Raw genomic sequence first — 15,161 nt, forward strand, 5'->3', positions numbered from 1 at the left:
ATGGCCGTAGCACTCGACACCCCAGTTGCAGACTTCCAGGCCCAGGCCACCAGCGGCCAGACCGTCACGCTGTCCGCTCTCAAGGGCCAGCACGTGGTGATCTACTTCTACCCGAAGGACAGCACCCCAGGCTGCACCACCGAGGGCCAGGGTTTTCGTGATCAATACCCGGCGTTTCAGGCGGCCAACACGCTGATCTTCGGTGTATCGCGCGACAGCCTGAAATCTCACGAAAACTTCAAGTGCAAGCAGGAGTTCCCCTTCGAGCTGATCTCCGACAAGGACGAAGCCGTCTGCCAGCTGTTCGATGTGATCAAGCTGAAGAAGCTCTACGGTAAGGAATACCTGGGCGTAGACCGCAGCACCTTTCTGATCGATAAAGACGGCGTACTGCGCCAGGAATGGCGCGGCGTGAAAGTACCAGGGCATGTCGATGCGGTACTGGCCGCAGCTCAGGCGCTGAACAAGGCCTGAAGCGCGCGCGAAAAAAAGCCGGTCGATTAACCGGCTTTTTATTGCCTGCGCCCCAAACCGTCCTTTGTAGGGTGGGTTAGCGGCGCTGGAGCGGGTTATAGGGAGCTCCATGCAATTAGAGCGCCGCGTAACCCACCATTACGGTTTATCGGTAAGGCCGCCATGGTGGGTTACGGCGCGTGAGAGCCTATGGTGGGTGCCTGATCCCGATCGCGCCTAACCCACCCTACGCATTACCGCACTTCATGCGCCGTATAACTGTTTATTAGCCGCGCACTATTGCGCAGCCACCTGCTCACTGCGTGGCCAGGCGTCGATCACTGCCTTGAACAAGGTCGCCAGCGGGATGGCGAAGAACACGCCCCAGAAGCCCCACATACCGCCAAACAGCAGCACGGCGCAGATGATCGCCACCGGGTGCAGGTTGACCGCTTCGGAGAACAGCAGCGGCACCAGGACGTTGCCGTCCAGCGCCTGAATGATCCCGTAAACCACCATCAGGTAGATGAACTGATCACTAAAGCCCCACTGAAACAACCCGATCAGCGCCACCGGCACCGTCACCACCACCGCGCCGATATACGGCACAACCACCGACAGGCCGACAAACAAGGCCAGCAGCGCCGCATAGTTGAGCCCCAGGTAAGCAAACGCGATATAGGTGACTACACCGCAGATGATGATCTCGATCACCTTGCCACGGATGTAGTTGGCGATCTGCTTGTTCATTTCCTCGGCCACCTGGGTAATCAGCGCACGCTCACGCGGCAGATAGCCGCGAAACCACGCGCCGATCAGCTCCCTATCCTTAAGGAAGAAGAACACCAGAATCGGCACCAACACCAGATAGATCATGATCGTCAGCAGCATCGGCAGACTGGACAGGGAGAACGACAGCGCCCATTGGCCGAATTTGCCAGCCTCGCCACGCATACTGTCAATCAGCTGCACGATCTGCGCATCCGTAATCAGGTTCGGGTAGCGCTCGGGCAGCAGCAAGAACACCGACTGCCACTCCGTAGCCATACGCGGTAGTTCATTGAACAAGGTGCTCAACTGTTGCCAAAGCAGTGGCATCAACACCAGCAGAAACAGCGCCAGCATGCTTAGAAACAGGGTGAACACCAGCCACACTGCCACCACCTGTGGCAAGCGCAAACGCTCAAAGGCATTTACCAGCCCCTGCATCAGAAACGCCAGCACTAGGCCCGTCAGTACCGGAGCCAGCATGCCGCCCAGGCTCAGGATCGCGGCAAACCCAAGCACCAACAGCACCGCGAGCACCACCGCTTGCTCATCGGAAAAATAGCGATGAAACCAATCTTGAAAAACCTTGAACATCGTGGCTCCTTAGCAGGCTGTTGAAAACTACCTGCTAGCTGGGCAGCACCTATACAGGATAGGCCGCCTCACAATCCGCATTTAGCGCAGCAAATCCTAAGCCTTACGCAGCCAATAGCGGTACACGCCATTATCGACCTCTTCACGCAGCAGACTATGCCCGGCCAGGCTGGCGAAGGCACGGAAATCCCGTTGCGAGCCGGCATCGGTGGCCTCTATCTTGAGCACAGCACCACTGGCCAGACGATTGAGTTCCAGCTTGGCCTTGAGTAAAGGTAGCGGGCAGTTCAGCCCGCAGGCGTCCAGTTGCGCGTCGAAGTTCTCGGCACGCCATTGCATATCAGTCATTGAGCCACTCCAGGAAGGTCGCAAGGATACCCAAGGCTGCACAACCCTGGCCAGCACAGCCGCCAGCCAGCTACAGTAGCGCCTTTGTTCGACACGAGCTTTGTGCATGAGCCTTCTGCGCCCTACCCTGTTGACGCTGGCCTGCCTGCTGGCAGCCCCCGCCATGGCCAGTGACCTACCCTCCCTTGGCGATGCCAGTTCCGCCATCGTTTCACCTCAGCAAGAACACCAACTGGGCCGCGCCTGGCTGAGCCTGGTGCGCGGCCAGGTCAGCCAGCTCGACGACCCGCAACTCAAGGACTACGTCGAAACCAGCGTTTACCGCCTCAGCGAAACCAGCCAGCTGCAGGATCGCCGCCTGGAGTTCGTGCTGCTCAACAGCCCGCAGATCAACGCCTTTGCCGCACCCGGTGGGATTGTCGGGGTCAACGGCGGACTGTTTCTGTATGCCCAGACCGAAGCCGAATACGCCTCGGTGATGGCCCACGAACTGGCGCATTTGTCGCAACGTCACTTCGCTCGCGGCCTGGAGGCGCAGCAGCGCATGCAGATCCCGGTGATGGCCGGCCTACTTGCCGGTATCATCGCAGCGGCGGCCGGCGCTGGCGACTTGGGCATCGCGGCCATCGCCTCGACCCAGGCTGCGGCGGTGCAGGAGCAGCGGCGCTTCTCTCGGCAAAACGAGCAGGAAGCCGACCGCATCGGCCTGGTCAATCTGGAAAAAGCCGGCTTCGACCCACGCGCCATGCCCAGCATGTTCGAGCGCCTGATGCGCCAGTACCGCTATGACCGTAAGCCGCCGGAGTTCCTCCTCACTCACCCGGTGTCGGAGTCGCGTATCGCCGACACCCGCAACCGTGCCGAACAGTACAAAGCCGCAGGTATCACCGACAGCGTGCGCTACCAGCTGATGCGCGCACGCGTGCAGCTGACCTATGAAGAAACCCCAGGGGTCGCCGCCAAGCGTTTTCGCAATATGCTCGACGAAAACCCAAAGCTTGAAGCCGCCCGTTATGGCCTAGCGATTGCGCAGATCAAAAGCGGCCAGTACAAAGAGGCCCGCGAGTCCTTGCAACCGCTGCTGGCGAACTCACCCAACGACGTGACCTACAACCTGGCGCAAGTTGAACTGGACATGGCCGCCAACCGCCTAAACGATGCGCAAAGTCGCATCAGCCGGCTGCTAACCCTTTATCCGAATAACTACCCGGTCAACCAGGCGCATATCGACCTGCTGATGAAACAGGTTCGTACCCAAGAGGCTGAACTCGCCCTCGACGAAATGCTGAAGCGCCGCAGCAAAGATCCGGATATTTGGTACCAGGTGGCAGAGGTACGCGGCCTGAGCGGCAACACAATCGGCCTGCACCAGGCTCGCGGGGAGTTTTTCGCCCTGGTCGGCGACTATAAGCAGGCCCTGGAACAACTCGACTTCGCTAAACGCCGCGCCAACAACAACTTCCAGCTGGCCTCACGCATCGACGCCAGACAACGCGAGCTGATGGAAGAAAAACGCATCATTGAGCAGATGCTGCGCTAAGCAGGCCGCTAGAAAAGAAAAAGCCAGGTCGATGCCTGGCTTTTCTATACAACTCGTTTACGCGTTGCCACTCAGCTTGAGGCGCGCCGCCTGGGTGAAATCGAGCATGCGCTTAAGCGGCTTGATCGCCTTGGGGATCAGTGCAGGGTCGACGAATATCTCGTTACTGCCTTCGCGCAGGCACTCCAGGGTGCGCTGCAGGGTATTCATCGCCATCCATGGGCAATGTGCACAGCTGCGACAGGCCGCGCCGTTACCGGCCGTTGGGGCGGCGACAAATTCCTTGTCCGGACATAGCTGCTGCATCTTGTAGAAAATGCCGGCGTCGGTGGCGACGATAAAGGTCTTGTTCGGCAAACGCTGCGCCGCTGCGATCAGCTGGCTGGTGGAACCCACCGCATCAGCCAGATCGATCACCGCCGTTGGCGACTCGGGATGCACCAACACGGCGGCATCCGGATACAGCGCCTTCATGTCTTCCAACTGCTTGGCCTTGAACTCCTCGTGGACGATGCAGGCACCGTCCCAGAGCAACATATCGGCGCCGGTCTTGCTCTGGATATAACGCCCTAGGTGCTGATCCGGCGCCCAGATGATGCTTTCGCCGTTGTCCATCAGGTGCTCGACGATTTCCACCGCGCAGCTGGAAGTCACCACCCAATCGGCGCGCGCCTTCACCGCAGCCGAGGTATTGGCATACACCACCACAGTACGTTGCGGATGCTGATCGCAGAACGCCGCAAACTCGTCCACCGGGCAACCCAGGTCGAGCGAGCAGGTCGCTTCAAGCGTCGGCATCAGCACGCGCTTTTCCGGGTTAAGGATTTTCGCCGTCTCGCCCATAAATTTGACGCCAGCCACCAGCACGGTTTGCGCCGGGTGCTGATTGCCGAAGCGTGCCATTTCCAGCGAGTCGGAAACGCAACCGCCGGTTTCCTCGGCCAGCGCCTGCAACACCGGGTCGCAGTAATAGTGCGCCACCAGCACGGCATTCTGCTTTTTCAGCTCGGCTGCGATTTCAGCACGGTAAAAAGCCTCTTGCTCAGGCGTCAGCGGCTTGGGCTGTTTGGCATCGAGGTGGGCTTGCACCAGCAGGCGTTCGGAAATCTGGGTCATGTCATCAGGCTCTGAATATGCTTTCAGTGCAGCGAGTATACCCGCCTGGATAGCGCTAGAGCAGGCAGCGTGCAATCAAGCACAGACGGTAAAAATTACAGATACAAAAAAGCCCGAAAATTCCTTAATCAGAACTTTCAGGCTTCTTGACCTTCCGAGGAAGGAAATATGGTGGGTCGTGTGGGATTCGAACCTACGACCAATTGGTTAAAAGCCAACTGCTCTACCAACTGAGCTAACGACCCGACGCGAGGCGCATGATACTGATTTAATTCAGGAATTCAACACTTCGCGAAAAATTTTTAGAAATAACGGGTGGGATCTACCAGCCCGGCGGTCGCAAAACCCGCAGCGCGCAGACGGCAGCTGTCGCATTTACCGCAGGCGCGGCCCTGATCATCAGCCTGGTAGCAGGAAACGGTCAGCGCGTAATCAACCCCCTGCCGAACGCCAGCCTGAACGATCTCAGCCTTGCTCATAGCCTGCAGCGGAGCCTGAATACGGAAGCCCTGCCCTTCTACCCCAGCCTTGGTGGCCAGATTGGCCATGCGCTCGAAGGCCTCAATAAACTCCGGACGGCAATCCGGGTAACCGGAATAATCCACCGCGTTCACACCGATAAAAATATCCCGCGCACCCAGCACTTCAGCCCAACCCAACGCGAGCGACAGGAACACCGTATTACGCGCCGGCACGTAGGTCACTGGAATGCCTTCGGTCGGGCTTTCCGGCACGGCGATGCTGCTGTCGGTCAGCGCCGAGCCGCCCATACCATTGAGGTTCAAGCCGATCACCTTGTGCTCGACCACACCCAGTTGCCGCGCCACCTGCTCGGCCGCGTGCAGCTCGGAGCGATGACGCTGACCGTAATCAAAGCTCATGGTGTAGCAGCTGTAGCCATCGGCCTTGGCCAATGCCACCACGGTGGCCGAATCCAGGCCGCCTGACAGCAGGATTACCGCTTTTTTATCGCTCATATCAATGTCCCGGCTCATCATTCCAGAGAATCTTGTGCAGCTGCATCTGCAGGCGAACTGGCAGGTTGTCGGCAATGATCCACTCCGCCAACGAGCGCGCATCCAGCTCATGGTGACTGGGCGACATCAGCACGTCGCTAACGCGCTCATCCAGGCGGTACTGGATCAACTTGCTCACCGCCCAGCCATAGTCCTCACGGGAGCAGATGACGAACTTGACCTGATCATTGGGCGTCAGGAGCTCGATATTCTCGTAGCGGTTACGCGCCACTTCGGCTGAGCCTGGGGTTTTCAAGTCGAGCACCTTACTCACCCGTGGGTCGACCGCCGACACATCCAGCGCGCCACTGGTTTCCAGCGACACTTCATAGCCGGCATCACACAGACGCTTAAGCAAAGGAATGCAGTTGGGCTGCGCCAACGGCTCGCCACCGGTCACGCAGATATAACGCGGCTTGTAGCCGGCAACCTGTTCGATAATGGCGTCCAGCGACATGATCTCGCCGCCACTGAAGGCATAGGCGGTGTCGCAGTATTGGCAACGCAGGGGACAGCCGGTCAGGCGAACGAACACAGTCGGCAAGCCGGCGGTGCGCGTCTCGCCCTGCAGCGAGTAGAAAATCTCGGTAATGCGCAGGGTTTCTTGCATATCAGCCACGGGCGTGACAGCTGAACAGGCCGTCCGCCTCCGTTGCGGGAAAAGGGGCGCGGATTCTAACGAAAAAACCCGCGCAAAGCGCGGGTTTCTTGGTCGAGCATTCAGCTCTTAAGGCAAACGCTGCAAATCACGCTGCGCCAGCTGAGCAGCCGAGCTACCCGGATACTGTGCAATCACCTGCTGCAAAATACCTTTGGCCTTGTCGCTGCTACCCAAGCGTTGCTCGACATCCGCCAGCTTGAACAGCGAGTCCGGCACCTTGGCGTGGCTCGGGTAAGTCTGACTGACCCGGGCAAAAGCCTGCCCTGCACCTTGCAGATCGCCTTGCGCCAGATTCACCTCGCCCAGCCAGTACTGCGCGTTGCCGGCATACTGGCTATTGGGGTATTTGCGCAGGAAGGCGGCAAAGGCCTGACTGGCCTTGTCGAAATCCTTGGCCTTAATCAGGTCGAAGGCGGCTTCGTAGAACAGCTTTTCCTTGGCGGGATCAGCCGGTTCATTACTGGCCGGCGCCTGCCCCGCCGCTGACGGAGTTGGCGTACCGCCGGCATTGATCGCGCCAGCGGCTGAAGAATTCTGGTTGGTCGCAGCACCTGCTGCACCACTACTCAGACGCCGATCAAGATCCTGATAACGCTCCAGGCTTTCTTGTTTCAGACGCTGAATCTCATTCTGTTGTTCTTCCAGCGTACCGCGCAGCTGCGCGATCTCTCCCTGCATCTGCTGCAACTGGTTGAACAGCATGCCCTGCGCCGTGACAGGGGCCGCAGCCCCTGTCGCGACGGAGGTGCCGGCCGTACCGTAACCAGCAGGCGGGTAACTGCTGCCGTAACCGGCATTGTTATCCACCACGGGAACCTCAGCCCACGCCGCAAGCGGCAGGCTGAGCGCCAAAACGGTTAAAGCACGGCGGCACGTACGCATATCGAATTACTTACGCAGTTCGACGCGACGGTTTTGAGCCCACGAGGACTCGTCGTTGCCAGTGGCGATTGCGCGCTCTTCACCGTAGGAAACCAGTTCCAGTTGAGCCGGGGAAACGCCCTGCAGTACCAGATAACGCTGCACAGCTTTGGCGCGACGCTCGCCCAGAGCCATGTTGTATTCACGAGTACCGCGCTCATCAGCGTGGCCTTCCAGAACTACGCGAGCGCCATTGCCTTGCAGGTCACGGGCGTGCACGTCCAGAGCGCGCATGGCCTCTGGCTTCAGGTCGGAGCTGTCGTATTCGAAGTAGAAGGTGGTGATAGCGCGCAGAGCAGCTTCTTCGCTCAGGCTGCCATCAACAGCGCCAGTGTTGGCACCGTAACCAGCGTTAGGATCGGTAGCGCCTTCGCCAGCAGCGTCGCCGCCTTTCGAGGAGCAACCAACTGCAACAGCCAGAGCCAGACTCAGCGCGGCGAACTTACCAAATTTCAGCATTTCCATCATGTAACTCCTAATGAACCCCAGTGTGTTAAGCAGTATTTCAAACAACAACGGTATAGCGCCGCATCAGTTCAGGTAAGGGGACCAAGAAGGCTCTCGAACTTCGCCTTGAGCGGTAGGAAGAGGGAGCCTCACACGTCCATTGGTGGACGCTAATACCAAGACTCCCCGACCCTGCTGGCGGGTGGCGTAGATTACCATGGTGCCATTGGGCGCAACAGTGGGCGACTCATCCAGACTGGTGTCTGAAAGTATCCGCAAATTGCCGCGCTGTAGGTCTTGTGCCGCCACCTTGAAAACAGTGTAACCATCCTGGCGGTGAATCATCACCAGGGTCTTCTCATCAGCGGAAAGCTTAGGGTTAGCGTTGTAGTTACCAATAAAGGTCACACGCTCTGCCGAACCGCCATTGATATTGGTTTTGTAGATCTGCGGCTTGCCGGAGCGATCCGAGGTGAAGTAGAGAGTTTGACCGTCTTTACCCCAAAAAGGTTCGGTATCGATGGAAGCCTGATTGGTTACCCGACGCAGTTGACGAGTGCCCATGTCCATCACGTAGATTTCCGGATTGCCGTCCTTAGACAACACGAAGGCCAGGCGGTTGCCATCCGGCGACCAGGCCGGTGCGCCATTGAGGCCTTCAAAATTGGTGACCTGCTCGCGACGACCGGTGTCGATGTGCTGCACAAAGATGCGCGGACGCTTTTGCTCGAACGAGACATAGGCAATACGCTTACCATCCGGAGCAAACGATGGCGAGAGGATCGGCTCGCGCGACTGCAGCAGGGTCACTGCACGGGCACCGTCATAGTCCGAGCGCTGCAGGGTATAGCGAGTGTTGCTGACAGAGAAACGCTCGGCGGTGACATACAGCATGCGCGTGGAGAACGCCCCCTTGACGCCGGTAAGCTTCTCGTACGACTGATCGGCGATATGGTGCGCCATATCGCGCAACTGATCGACACCACCGCCCACGCTGCCAGTCATGACCTGCTGCTGAGTGGTGACGTTGAACAGGGCAAACTGAACCTGCAGACGACCGGCGTTCGGCACAATATTGCCGACCAGCACGTACTGTGCGCCCAGAGCCTGCCAATCGCGGTAGATCACTTCAGCCGCCTGAGTCGGCAGGCTGATCATGTTCTGCCGAGGGATTGGCTCGAACACGCCGGAGTTGCGCAGGTCCTTGCCAATGATGTCAGACATGTCCTCGGGCAACACATTGCCGCCCTGCCAGCCGAAGGGTACGACGGCAATTGGAATCGCCCGGTCCGCACCACTGACGACAGCAATGTTCTTTTCCTGAGCAATCGCCACAGAGGCAATGCAGAGGAACATTAGAAGAGAGTTTCGAAGAATCTTGATCACAATGCTAAATCCTCAGGAGTGAAAGTCATCTTGAATGAACGATAAGGATTGAAGTCTGCTGGACTCAAGCCTTGCATCTCGACAAGACGACCAATGTTTCTGACCGCCGCTACCGCTGAACTATCGAATGGCCCGCTGCCACTTGAACTAGCGACGCTTACATTCGTAATGGTGCCATCAGGCAACATATTGACCTGCAGTACAACGCGCATGCTGCTATTGGTACCAGGCGGACGTGACCAGCCCTGAGCTGCGCGCAACCGAATGAGATCATCAAAGTTGCCCGCCACTTGGTCGCCTACCGTATCCGCAACAGCTTGCTGCCGCCCTACATCATCAGAGAGCAGCTCAGCAAGAGCTGCCGCCTTCTTATCTTCTACAGCTTTACGCTGCGACGCTTCTGCCGCTTTCTTCTTGGCGTCATCAGCCTTTTTCTTCTTCGCAGCTTCAGCGGCGGCTTTCTTCTTCGCCTCTTCTGCTGCTTTTTTCTTGGCGTCTTCAGCGGCCTTTTTCTTGGCTGCCTCATCCGCCGCTTTCTTTTTGGCTACATCGGCGAGTTTCTTCTGCTCGGCGGCCTTCTTATCGGTCTCGGCCTTTTTAGCAGCCTCCGCTTTTGCAGCCTCCGCCTTCTGAGCCTCTTGAGCTTTCTTTTGTTCCGCTGCCTTGGCCGCTACTTTCTCTTGCTCAGCCTTTTTCTGCTCAAGCTGTTCAGTTTCATACACCGGAGCCGTGGTTTTCTTGGTTTCGCCAGCGATTTTCTGGTTGGTCTGGGTAGTGGCCTGGCTCTGCGACTGCAGCTTATACAAGGTCGCCTGCACCACCGGCTTGGCCGGCGGCAGCTCCGGGGCAAAGGCGAAGCTGACGAACAGCATGGCAAACATGATGACGTGCAGCGCCACAGCCCAGACAACTGGCCAGAACAGACTTTCCGAGGGCGAACGCTCGCGCTGGTCGTGCATCAGGGGGCCTCGGTAATCAGCCCGACGTTACCCACGTCAGCCTGCTGCAAGCCGCCCATCGCCGCCATGATAGTGCCGTAATCAACGGTCTTGTCGCCGCGCACAAACACCTGCACCTGTTTACCAGTCGCCCGACTCTGACTAATGATCGCAGTCACTGCGCGGGTCATTTCTTCCAGCGTCAGCGCCTGATCCTGCACGGTATCGACATCGACTTCGGTGCCCATATTCCAGAAATAGGTCTTGTCGGCCTTGATCGAGATGGTCAGCACCTGGGCGTTATTGTCCTGCGGTAAGACCTCACTGCTGACTTGCGGCAGATCGACCTTGACCCCCTGGTTGAGCATGGGTGCGGTCACCATAAAGATCACCAGCAGCACCAACATCACATCGATGTAGGGCACTACGTTCATCTCGGCGACGGGCTTGCGTCTATTGCGAATTCTGGCCATGGCTTGAGAAACCTGTATTGAGAATGCCTAAGGCTTAGTCGTCGCTGGTGTGCACCTTGCGGTGCAGAATCGCCTGGAATTCATCGGCGAAGGTGTAGTAACGACCAATCAGCATTTCGCCACGGGAGGCAAAGCGGTTGTAAGCGATTACCGCAGGAATCGCAGCGAACAAGCCGATGGCGGTGGCGATCAGCGCTTCGGCAATACCCGGCGCCACAGTGGCCAGGGTGGCTTGCTGCACCTGAGCCAGGCCACGGAAGGAGTTCATGATGCCCCACACAGTACCAAACAGGCCGATATAGGGGCTGGTGGAACCGACGGTGGCGAGGAACGGCAGGCTTTGTTCGAGCTTCTCTTCTTCACGGGAGATGGCCACACGCATGGCGCGAGCCACGGCGTCCATCACCGCGTCCGGATCAACGCCGGCCTGCTGGCGCAGACGCGAGAACTCCTTAAAACCGGCGCGAAAAATCTGCTCCAGCCCAGAATCCGGGTCCGGGTTGCTGCCCGCCTGGCGGTACAGCTTGGACAGATCAATCCCCGACCAAAAGCGCTCTTCAAAGTTATCCAGCGCGCGCTTGGCCGCACGCAGCAGCGCAGTGCGCTGAAAAATCATGACCCATGACATGACCGATGCGGCCACCAGCGTCAGCATTACCAGTTGCACCACCAGGCTGGCGTTGCTGATCAGACTCCACATCGACATGTGGTCTACGGCGTTGGCTTCCACGCTTACTCTCCTGCTTCAGATGTACCCGCGCCGCCCTGCCCGGCAAAGGCCGCGCGCAGAGTTTGGGGAATGGCCCGGGGTTTCAAATTGTCGGTGCGCACACAGGCCACCATAAACTGCCCTTCACAGAGCAGCACATCATCCGTTGCCCGCCTGACCTGTTGACGAAAACGCAGGCTGGCACGGTTTAATTCAATTACTTCAGCGCTTACCAGCAACTCATCGTCGAGCTTGGCAGGCGCGTGATAGCGCGCTTGCGCCGAGTGCACAACAAACAACAGGCCCTCCTCGGCCAACGTCGACTGGAGAAAACCCAGATCACGCAGGCGCTCGGTGCGAGCCCGTTCCATAAATTTGAGGTAATTGACGTAGTAGACGATACCGCCCGCATCAGTGTCTTCGAAATAAACCCGACAGCGATGGGTGAACGGCAGAACTCCGTTTTGCGCGCGCATACTCTAGAGCCAGCCCCTGATCTTGCCAATCGTCTTCGACAAGTATTTTTTCTTAATCATCATCACTCACGAACAGGTCAGCTGTTGGGAGTTCACCCATGCGCTTGGGCACGTTCAGGCCAAAGTGCAAATAGGCATGCCGGGTCACCACGCGGCCACGCGGGGTGCGCATGATATAGCCCTGCTGAATTAGATAGGGTTCCAGCACATCTTCGATGGTGTGACGTTCTTCGCTGATGGCAGCGGCGAGGTTATCGACACCCACCGGACCACCGTCGAACTTCTCGATCATGGTCAACAACAGGCGGCGGTCCTGATGATCGAAGCCGCGCTCGTCGACATCCAGCAGGTTCAGCGCCAGGTCGGCGATTTCACGGGTGATCTCGCCCGTTCCACGCACTTCGGCAAAATCACGCACCCGGCGTAGTAAGCGGTTGGCGATGCGCGGCGTACCGCGCGCGCGCCGGGCAATCTCGAAGGCACCATGAGGTTCAATGGGCAGGCCGAGAATCCCCGCCGAACGCATGACGATGGTGGTCAGGTCGTCAACGTTGTAAAACTCCAAACGCTGGACAATACCGAAGCGGTCACGCAATGGGTTGGTCAGCATGCCGGCGCGGGTGGTGGCTCCGACCAGGGTAAAGGGCGGCAGATCAAGCTTGATTGAGCGCGCGGCCGGGCCTTCGCCGATCATGATATCGAGCTGAAAGTCCTCCATCGCCGGGTACAGCACTTCTTCGACAATCGGCGAAAGGCGATGGATTTCATCGATAAACAGTACATCGCCTGGCTCAAGATTGGTCAGCAAGGCGGCCAGATCACCCGGCCGCTCCAACACCGGCCCCGAGGTGCTTTTGATCGAAACATTCATTTCCTGGGCGATGATATTGGCCAGGGTGGTCTTGCCCAGACCGGGCGGACCGAAGATCAGGGTGTGATCAAGCGCTTCGCTACGGCCACGGGCCGCCTGGATAAACAGCTCCATCTGCTCACGCACGCTGGGCTGGCCAATGTATTCGGCCAGTTTCAGCGGGCGAATGGCACGGTCAACCTGCTCATCACGGTCACGGGGGGCTGCGGTAATCAGGCGATCTGCTTCTAGCACTAGACCATTCCCTTCAGGGCTCGACGAATCATATCTTCACTGCTCAAACCGTCTTCCTTAATAGCTGAGACGGCGCGACTGGCTTCCTGGGGTTTGTAACCGAGCGAAATAAGTGCACTGACCGCATCATTCTCCGCGCTTGAGACTGCAGCGCCGCCGCGAGGTTCCACCACCAGGTGCGACATACCGGGCACGGTTTCCCAGGCTTTGAAGCGGTCTTTGAGCTCAACCAGCAGGCGCTCGGCGGTTTTCTTGCCAACGCCAGGGATCTTCACCAGCACCGAGGTATCTTGCGCTTGCACACAGCGCACCAACTCATCGACTTCAAGGCCGGACATCAAGGCCAAGGCCAGTTTCGGGCCCACGCCATTGAGGCGGATCAGCTCGCGAAACAGCTCACGCTCACGCTTCTCGAAGAAGCCATAGAGCAGATGCGCATCCTCACGCACCACCAGATGGGTGTGTAAGGTCAGCGGCTCGCCCACCGAGGGCAAACGGTACAGGGTGGTCATGGGCACTTCCAGCTCATAACCCAAACCATTTATGTCAACAATCACATGGGGCGGCTGCTTTTCCGCCAGGGTGCCGCGCAAACGTCCGATCACCGCTGCTTTCCTTAAAATTTACGTTACAAACGAAGGCGACCGGCGCGCCGCTTGGCGCCGACCAGGCCATGGGGAATCAGACTCTGCCGATGGTGGGCGTGGCACAGGGCAATGGCCAGGGCGTCCGATGCATCGATCTGCGGTTTCTGCACCAGTTTGAGCAGGTGCATAACCATCAGCTGCACCTGCTCCTTGTCCGCCCCACCGCTGCCGGCAATCGCCTGCTTGACCTGGGTCGCGGTGTATTCGGCGATATCCAGCCCCGCTTCCATCCCCGCGACTATGGCCACGCCACGCGCCTGGCCGAGCTTGAGCGCGGAATCCGGATTGCGTGCCATAAACACCTGTTCGATGCCCATGGTCACCGGCCCGTAGGTTTCGATGACCTCGCGCACGCCGCGAAACACCACCTGCAGACGCTCCGGCATCGAACCATTGCCCGTGCGAATGCAGCCAGAGGCGACATATTCGCAATTGCGCCCGTTATCACGCACCACACCGTAACCGGTGATGCGTGAGCCTGGGTCAATACCGAGAATCAAGGTCATGCCCTACCGCTCACTCAAGGTGCCTGCCAACCTGGCCGACACACTGTCTATTTATCCAGTTGGCGAGTATAGGGCCAGGCCACTTCGGCGTCACCCAGGCGCACTTATAAAAGATCGTCGGGAACAAATTTTGACATCGCACTTCTGCAGCCCCGCAGCCCCGAGGATGAACGTCATGGATGGCGGGACACAAAAAAGCCGGAAGCGATCAGACATGCACCTGAAGACCTCCGGCTTTGTATTGATACCGCGCACTCAGCCAAGCTGATCCATGATCTCGTCGGGGATTTCGGCGTTGTGGTAGACGTTCTGCACATCGTCGAGGTCTTCGAGCATATCGATCAGCTTGATGACTTTTTGCGCGGTTTCCAGATCAGTAACCGGCGCACTGATCGAAGGAATCATGGCGATTTCCGCTTCATCAGCCTTGAAACCGGCCGCACCAAGGGCCTCGTTGACCCCATGGAAATCGACAAAACTGGTCGACACCAGCGCCGAGCCATCCTCGGCCATCTCCACGTCATCGGCACCGGCTTCCAGCGCCGCCTCCATCAGGGCATCTTCGCTAACGCCTGGGGCGAAGCTGAGCTGACCCTTGCGGTCGAACATATAGGCCACCGAACCATCGGTACCCAGGTTGCCGCCGCACTTGGTAAAGGCATGGCGTACTTCGGCTGCGGTGCGGTTGCGGTTGTCAGTCATGGCCTCGACGAAGATCGCCACGCCGCTCGGCGCGTAACCTTCATAGGTCAGCTCAATCATATTGTCGGCTTCGTCGTTACCGGCACCACGGGCAATGGCGCGGTCGATGACGTCACGCGACATATTGGCCGTCAACGCCTTGTCCACCGCCAGGCGCAGACGTGGATTGTCCGCCGGCAGCGGCCCGCCATGCTTGGCGGCAACCGTCAGCTCACGAATCAGCTTGGTAAATATTTTGCCGCGCTTGGCGTCCTGACGCCCTTTGCGGTGCTTGATGTTGGCCCACTTGGAATGACCAGCCATAACTCACTCCGTTTGTTTCAGTTCAATTCACCGGCAGGAGCGGAGGGGACGC

Annotated in this window: 18 protein-coding genes and 1 tRNA gene; 2 read left to right on the forward strand and 17 right to left on the reverse strand. The window is 58.5% G+C overall.

Translation table 11 applies throughout. The features are described 5' to 3' along the window. Window positions 1–474 carry a peroxiredoxin gene (locus AC0T4W_RS12955; RefSeq protein ID WP_476319464.1) on the forward strand — a complete coding sequence of 158 codons (474 nt, stop codon included), beginning with the start codon at window positions 1–3 and terminating at the stop codon, window positions 472–474. A gap of 276 nt (window positions 475–750) precedes the next feature. Here the strand turns inward: AC0T4W_RS12955 and AC0T4W_RS12960 are convergent, their stop codons facing one another. Together AC0T4W_RS12960 and AC0T4W_RS12965 are read right to left on the reverse strand one after the other, a co-directional pair. Beyond that, on the reverse strand, window positions 751–1,815 hold the full coding sequence (locus tag AC0T4W_RS12960; RefSeq protein WP_476319466.1) for an AI-2E family transporter: 1,065 nt from the start codon (window positions 1,813–1,815) through the stop codon (window positions 751–753). 96 nt (window positions 1,816–1,911) lie between these two features. Next, a complete protein-coding gene (locus tag AC0T4W_RS12965) occupies window positions 1,912–2,163 on the reverse strand; it encodes a sulfurtransferase TusA family protein (RefSeq protein WP_476319468.1) in 252 nt (83 codons plus the stop codon). A gap of 106 nt (window positions 2,164–2,269) precedes the next feature. Between AC0T4W_RS12965 and AC0T4W_RS12970 the strand changes: the two genes are divergently transcribed. Further along, a complete protein-coding gene (locus tag AC0T4W_RS12970; RefSeq protein ID WP_476319470.1) occupies window positions 2,270–3,703 on the forward strand; it encodes a M48 family metalloprotease in 1,434 nt (477 codons plus the stop codon). Window positions 3,704–3,760: 57 nt separating this feature from the next. Here the strand turns inward: AC0T4W_RS12970 and nadA are convergent, their stop codons facing one another. From nadA to AC0T4W_RS13045, 15 genes are all read right to left on the reverse strand, one after another. Continuing rightward, window positions 3,761–4,819 (reverse strand): quinolinate synthase NadA, encoded by a 1,059-nt coding sequence (gene nadA / locus AC0T4W_RS12975; RefSeq protein WP_476319472.1) that lies wholly within the window; start codon window positions 4,817–4,819, stop codon window positions 3,761–3,763. A 169-nt stretch (window positions 4,820–4,988) separates the two neighbouring features. Next, window positions 4,989–5,064, reverse strand: a tRNA-Lys gene (locus tag AC0T4W_RS12980). 57 nt (window positions 5,065–5,121) lie between these two features. Continuing rightward, window positions 5,122–5,796, reverse strand: coding sequence for a 7-cyano-7-deazaguanine synthase QueC (queC, locus tag AC0T4W_RS12985; protein WP_476319474.1), 675 nt, complete (start codon window positions 5,794–5,796; stop codon window positions 5,122–5,124). A 1-nt stretch (window position 5,797) separates the two neighbouring features. Next, a complete protein-coding gene (gene queE / locus AC0T4W_RS12990; protein WP_476323642.1) occupies window positions 5,798–6,445 on the reverse strand; it encodes a 7-carboxy-7-deazaguanine synthase QueE in 648 nt (215 codons plus the stop codon). A 117-nt stretch (window positions 6,446–6,562) separates the two neighbouring features. Continuing rightward, window positions 6,563–7,378, reverse strand: coding sequence for a tol-pal system protein YbgF (ybgF, locus tag AC0T4W_RS12995; RefSeq protein ID WP_476319477.1), 816 nt, complete (start codon window positions 7,376–7,378; stop codon window positions 6,563–6,565). 6 nt (window positions 7,379–7,384) lie between these two features. Continuing rightward, window positions 7,385–7,882 (reverse strand): peptidoglycan-associated lipoprotein Pal, encoded by a 498-nt coding sequence (gene pal, locus AC0T4W_RS13000; RefSeq protein ID WP_304870625.1) that lies wholly within the window; start codon window positions 7,880–7,882, stop codon window positions 7,385–7,387. A gap of 66 nt (window positions 7,883–7,948) precedes the next feature. Continuing rightward, window positions 7,949–9,220, reverse strand: a complete 1,272-nt coding sequence (gene tolB / locus AC0T4W_RS13005) for a Tol-Pal system beta propeller repeat protein TolB (RefSeq protein WP_476323645.1) — start codon at window positions 9,218–9,220, stop codon at window positions 7,949–7,951. 26 nt (window positions 9,221–9,246) lie between these two features. After that, a complete protein-coding gene (gene tolA, locus AC0T4W_RS13010) occupies window positions 9,247–10,209 on the reverse strand; it encodes a cell envelope integrity protein TolA (protein ID WP_476319480.1) in 963 nt (320 codons plus the stop codon). After that, window positions 10,209–10,661: a protein TolR gene (tolR, locus tag AC0T4W_RS13015; RefSeq protein WP_311091431.1), complete on the reverse strand. Its 453-nt coding sequence runs from the start codon at window positions 10,659–10,661 to the stop codon at window positions 10,209–10,211. The genes tolA and tolR overlap by 1 nt, the downstream gene beginning before the upstream one ends. Window positions 10,662–10,695: 34 nt before the next feature. Beyond that, the gene (gene tolQ, locus AC0T4W_RS13020; RefSeq protein ID WP_475253270.1) at window positions 10,696–11,391 is read right to left on the reverse strand and encodes a protein TolQ; all 696 of its coding nucleotides are present in this window, start codon (window positions 11,389–11,391) and stop codon (window positions 10,696–10,698) included. Between the two features lie 2 nt (window positions 11,392–11,393). Beyond that, window positions 11,394–11,846: a tol-pal system-associated acyl-CoA thioesterase gene (ybgC, locus tag AC0T4W_RS13025; protein ID WP_476319483.1), complete on the reverse strand. Its 453-nt coding sequence runs from the start codon at window positions 11,844–11,846 to the stop codon at window positions 11,394–11,396. Window positions 11,847–11,898: 52 nt separating this feature from the next. Then, window positions 11,899–12,951 carry a Holliday junction branch migration DNA helicase RuvB gene (gene ruvB, locus AC0T4W_RS13030; protein ID WP_476319486.1) on the reverse strand — a complete coding sequence of 351 codons (1,053 nt, stop codon included), beginning with the start codon at window positions 12,949–12,951 and terminating at the stop codon, window positions 11,899–11,901. Next, window positions 12,951–13,556, reverse strand: coding sequence for a Holliday junction branch migration protein RuvA (gene ruvA, locus AC0T4W_RS13035; protein ID WP_476319489.1), 606 nt, complete (start codon window positions 13,554–13,556; stop codon window positions 12,951–12,953). The genes ruvB and ruvA overlap by 1 nt, the downstream gene beginning before the upstream one ends. Before the next feature lie 23 nt (window positions 13,557–13,579). Next, entirely contained in the window at window positions 13,580–14,104 is a 525-nt protein-coding gene (gene ruvC / locus AC0T4W_RS13040; protein WP_476319491.1) for a crossover junction endodeoxyribonuclease RuvC, read from the reverse strand. Window positions 14,105–14,359: 255 nt separating this feature from the next. Continuing rightward, entirely contained in the window at window positions 14,360–15,109 is a 750-nt protein-coding gene (locus tag AC0T4W_RS13045) for a YebC/PmpR family DNA-binding transcriptional regulator (RefSeq protein WP_476319493.1), read from the reverse strand. Window positions 15,110–15,161 lie beyond the last annotated feature (52 nt).

It is taken from the genome of Pseudomonas sp. C7.1 (assembly GCF_056312395.1).

Coding starts and splice junctions, on each gene's coding strand:
- AC0T4W_RS12955 (WP_476319464.1), top strand. CDS start 1: ATGGCCGTAGCACTCGACACCCCAGTTGCAGACTTCCAGGCCCAGGCC.
- AC0T4W_RS12960 (WP_476319466.1), bottom strand. CDS start 1,815: ATGTTCAAGGTTTTTCAAGATTGGTTTCATCGCTATTTTTCCGATGAG.
- AC0T4W_RS12965 (WP_476319468.1), bottom strand. CDS start 2,163: ATGACTGATATGCAATGGCGTGCCGAGAACTTCGACGCGCAACTGGAC.
- AC0T4W_RS12970 (WP_476319470.1), top strand. CDS start 2,270: ATGAGCCTTCTGCGCCCTACCCTGTTGACGCTGGCCTGCCTGCTGGCA.
- nadA (WP_476319472.1), bottom strand. CDS start 4,819: ATGACCCAGATTTCCGAACGCCTGCTGGTGCAAGCCCACCTCGATGCC.
- queC (WP_476319474.1), bottom strand. CDS start 5,796: ATGAGCGATAAAAAAGCGGTAATCCTGCTGTCAGGCGGCCTGGATTCG.
- queE (WP_476323642.1), bottom strand. CDS start 6,445: ATGCAAGAAACCCTGCGCATTACCGAGATTTTCTACTCGCTGCAGGGC.
- ybgF (WP_476319477.1), bottom strand. CDS start 7,378: ATGCGTACGTGCCGCCGTGCTTTAACCGTTTTGGCGCTCAGCCTGCCG.
- pal (WP_304870625.1), bottom strand. CDS start 7,882: ATGGAAATGCTGAAATTTGGTAAGTTCGCCGCGCTGAGTCTGGCTCTG.
- tolB (WP_476323645.1), bottom strand. CDS start 9,220: ATGTTCCTCTGCATTGCCTCTGTGGCGATTGCTCAGGAAAAGAACATT.
- tolA (WP_476319480.1), bottom strand. CDS start 10,209: ATGCACGACCAGCGCGAGCGTTCGCCCTCGGAAAGTCTGTTCTGGCCA.
- tolR (WP_311091431.1), bottom strand. CDS start 10,661: ATGGCCAGAATTCGCAATAGACGCAAGCCCGTCGCCGAGATGAACGTA.
- ybgC (WP_476319483.1), bottom strand. CDS start 11,846: ATGCGCGCGCAAAACGGAGTTCTGCCGTTCACCCATCGCTGTCGGGTT.
- ruvC (WP_476319491.1), bottom strand. CDS start 14,104: ATGACCTTGATTCTCGGTATTGACCCAGGCTCACGCATCACCGGTTAC.
- AC0T4W_RS13045 (WP_476319493.1), bottom strand. CDS start 15,109: ATGGCTGGTCATTCCAAGTGGGCCAACATCAAGCACCGCAAAGGGCGT.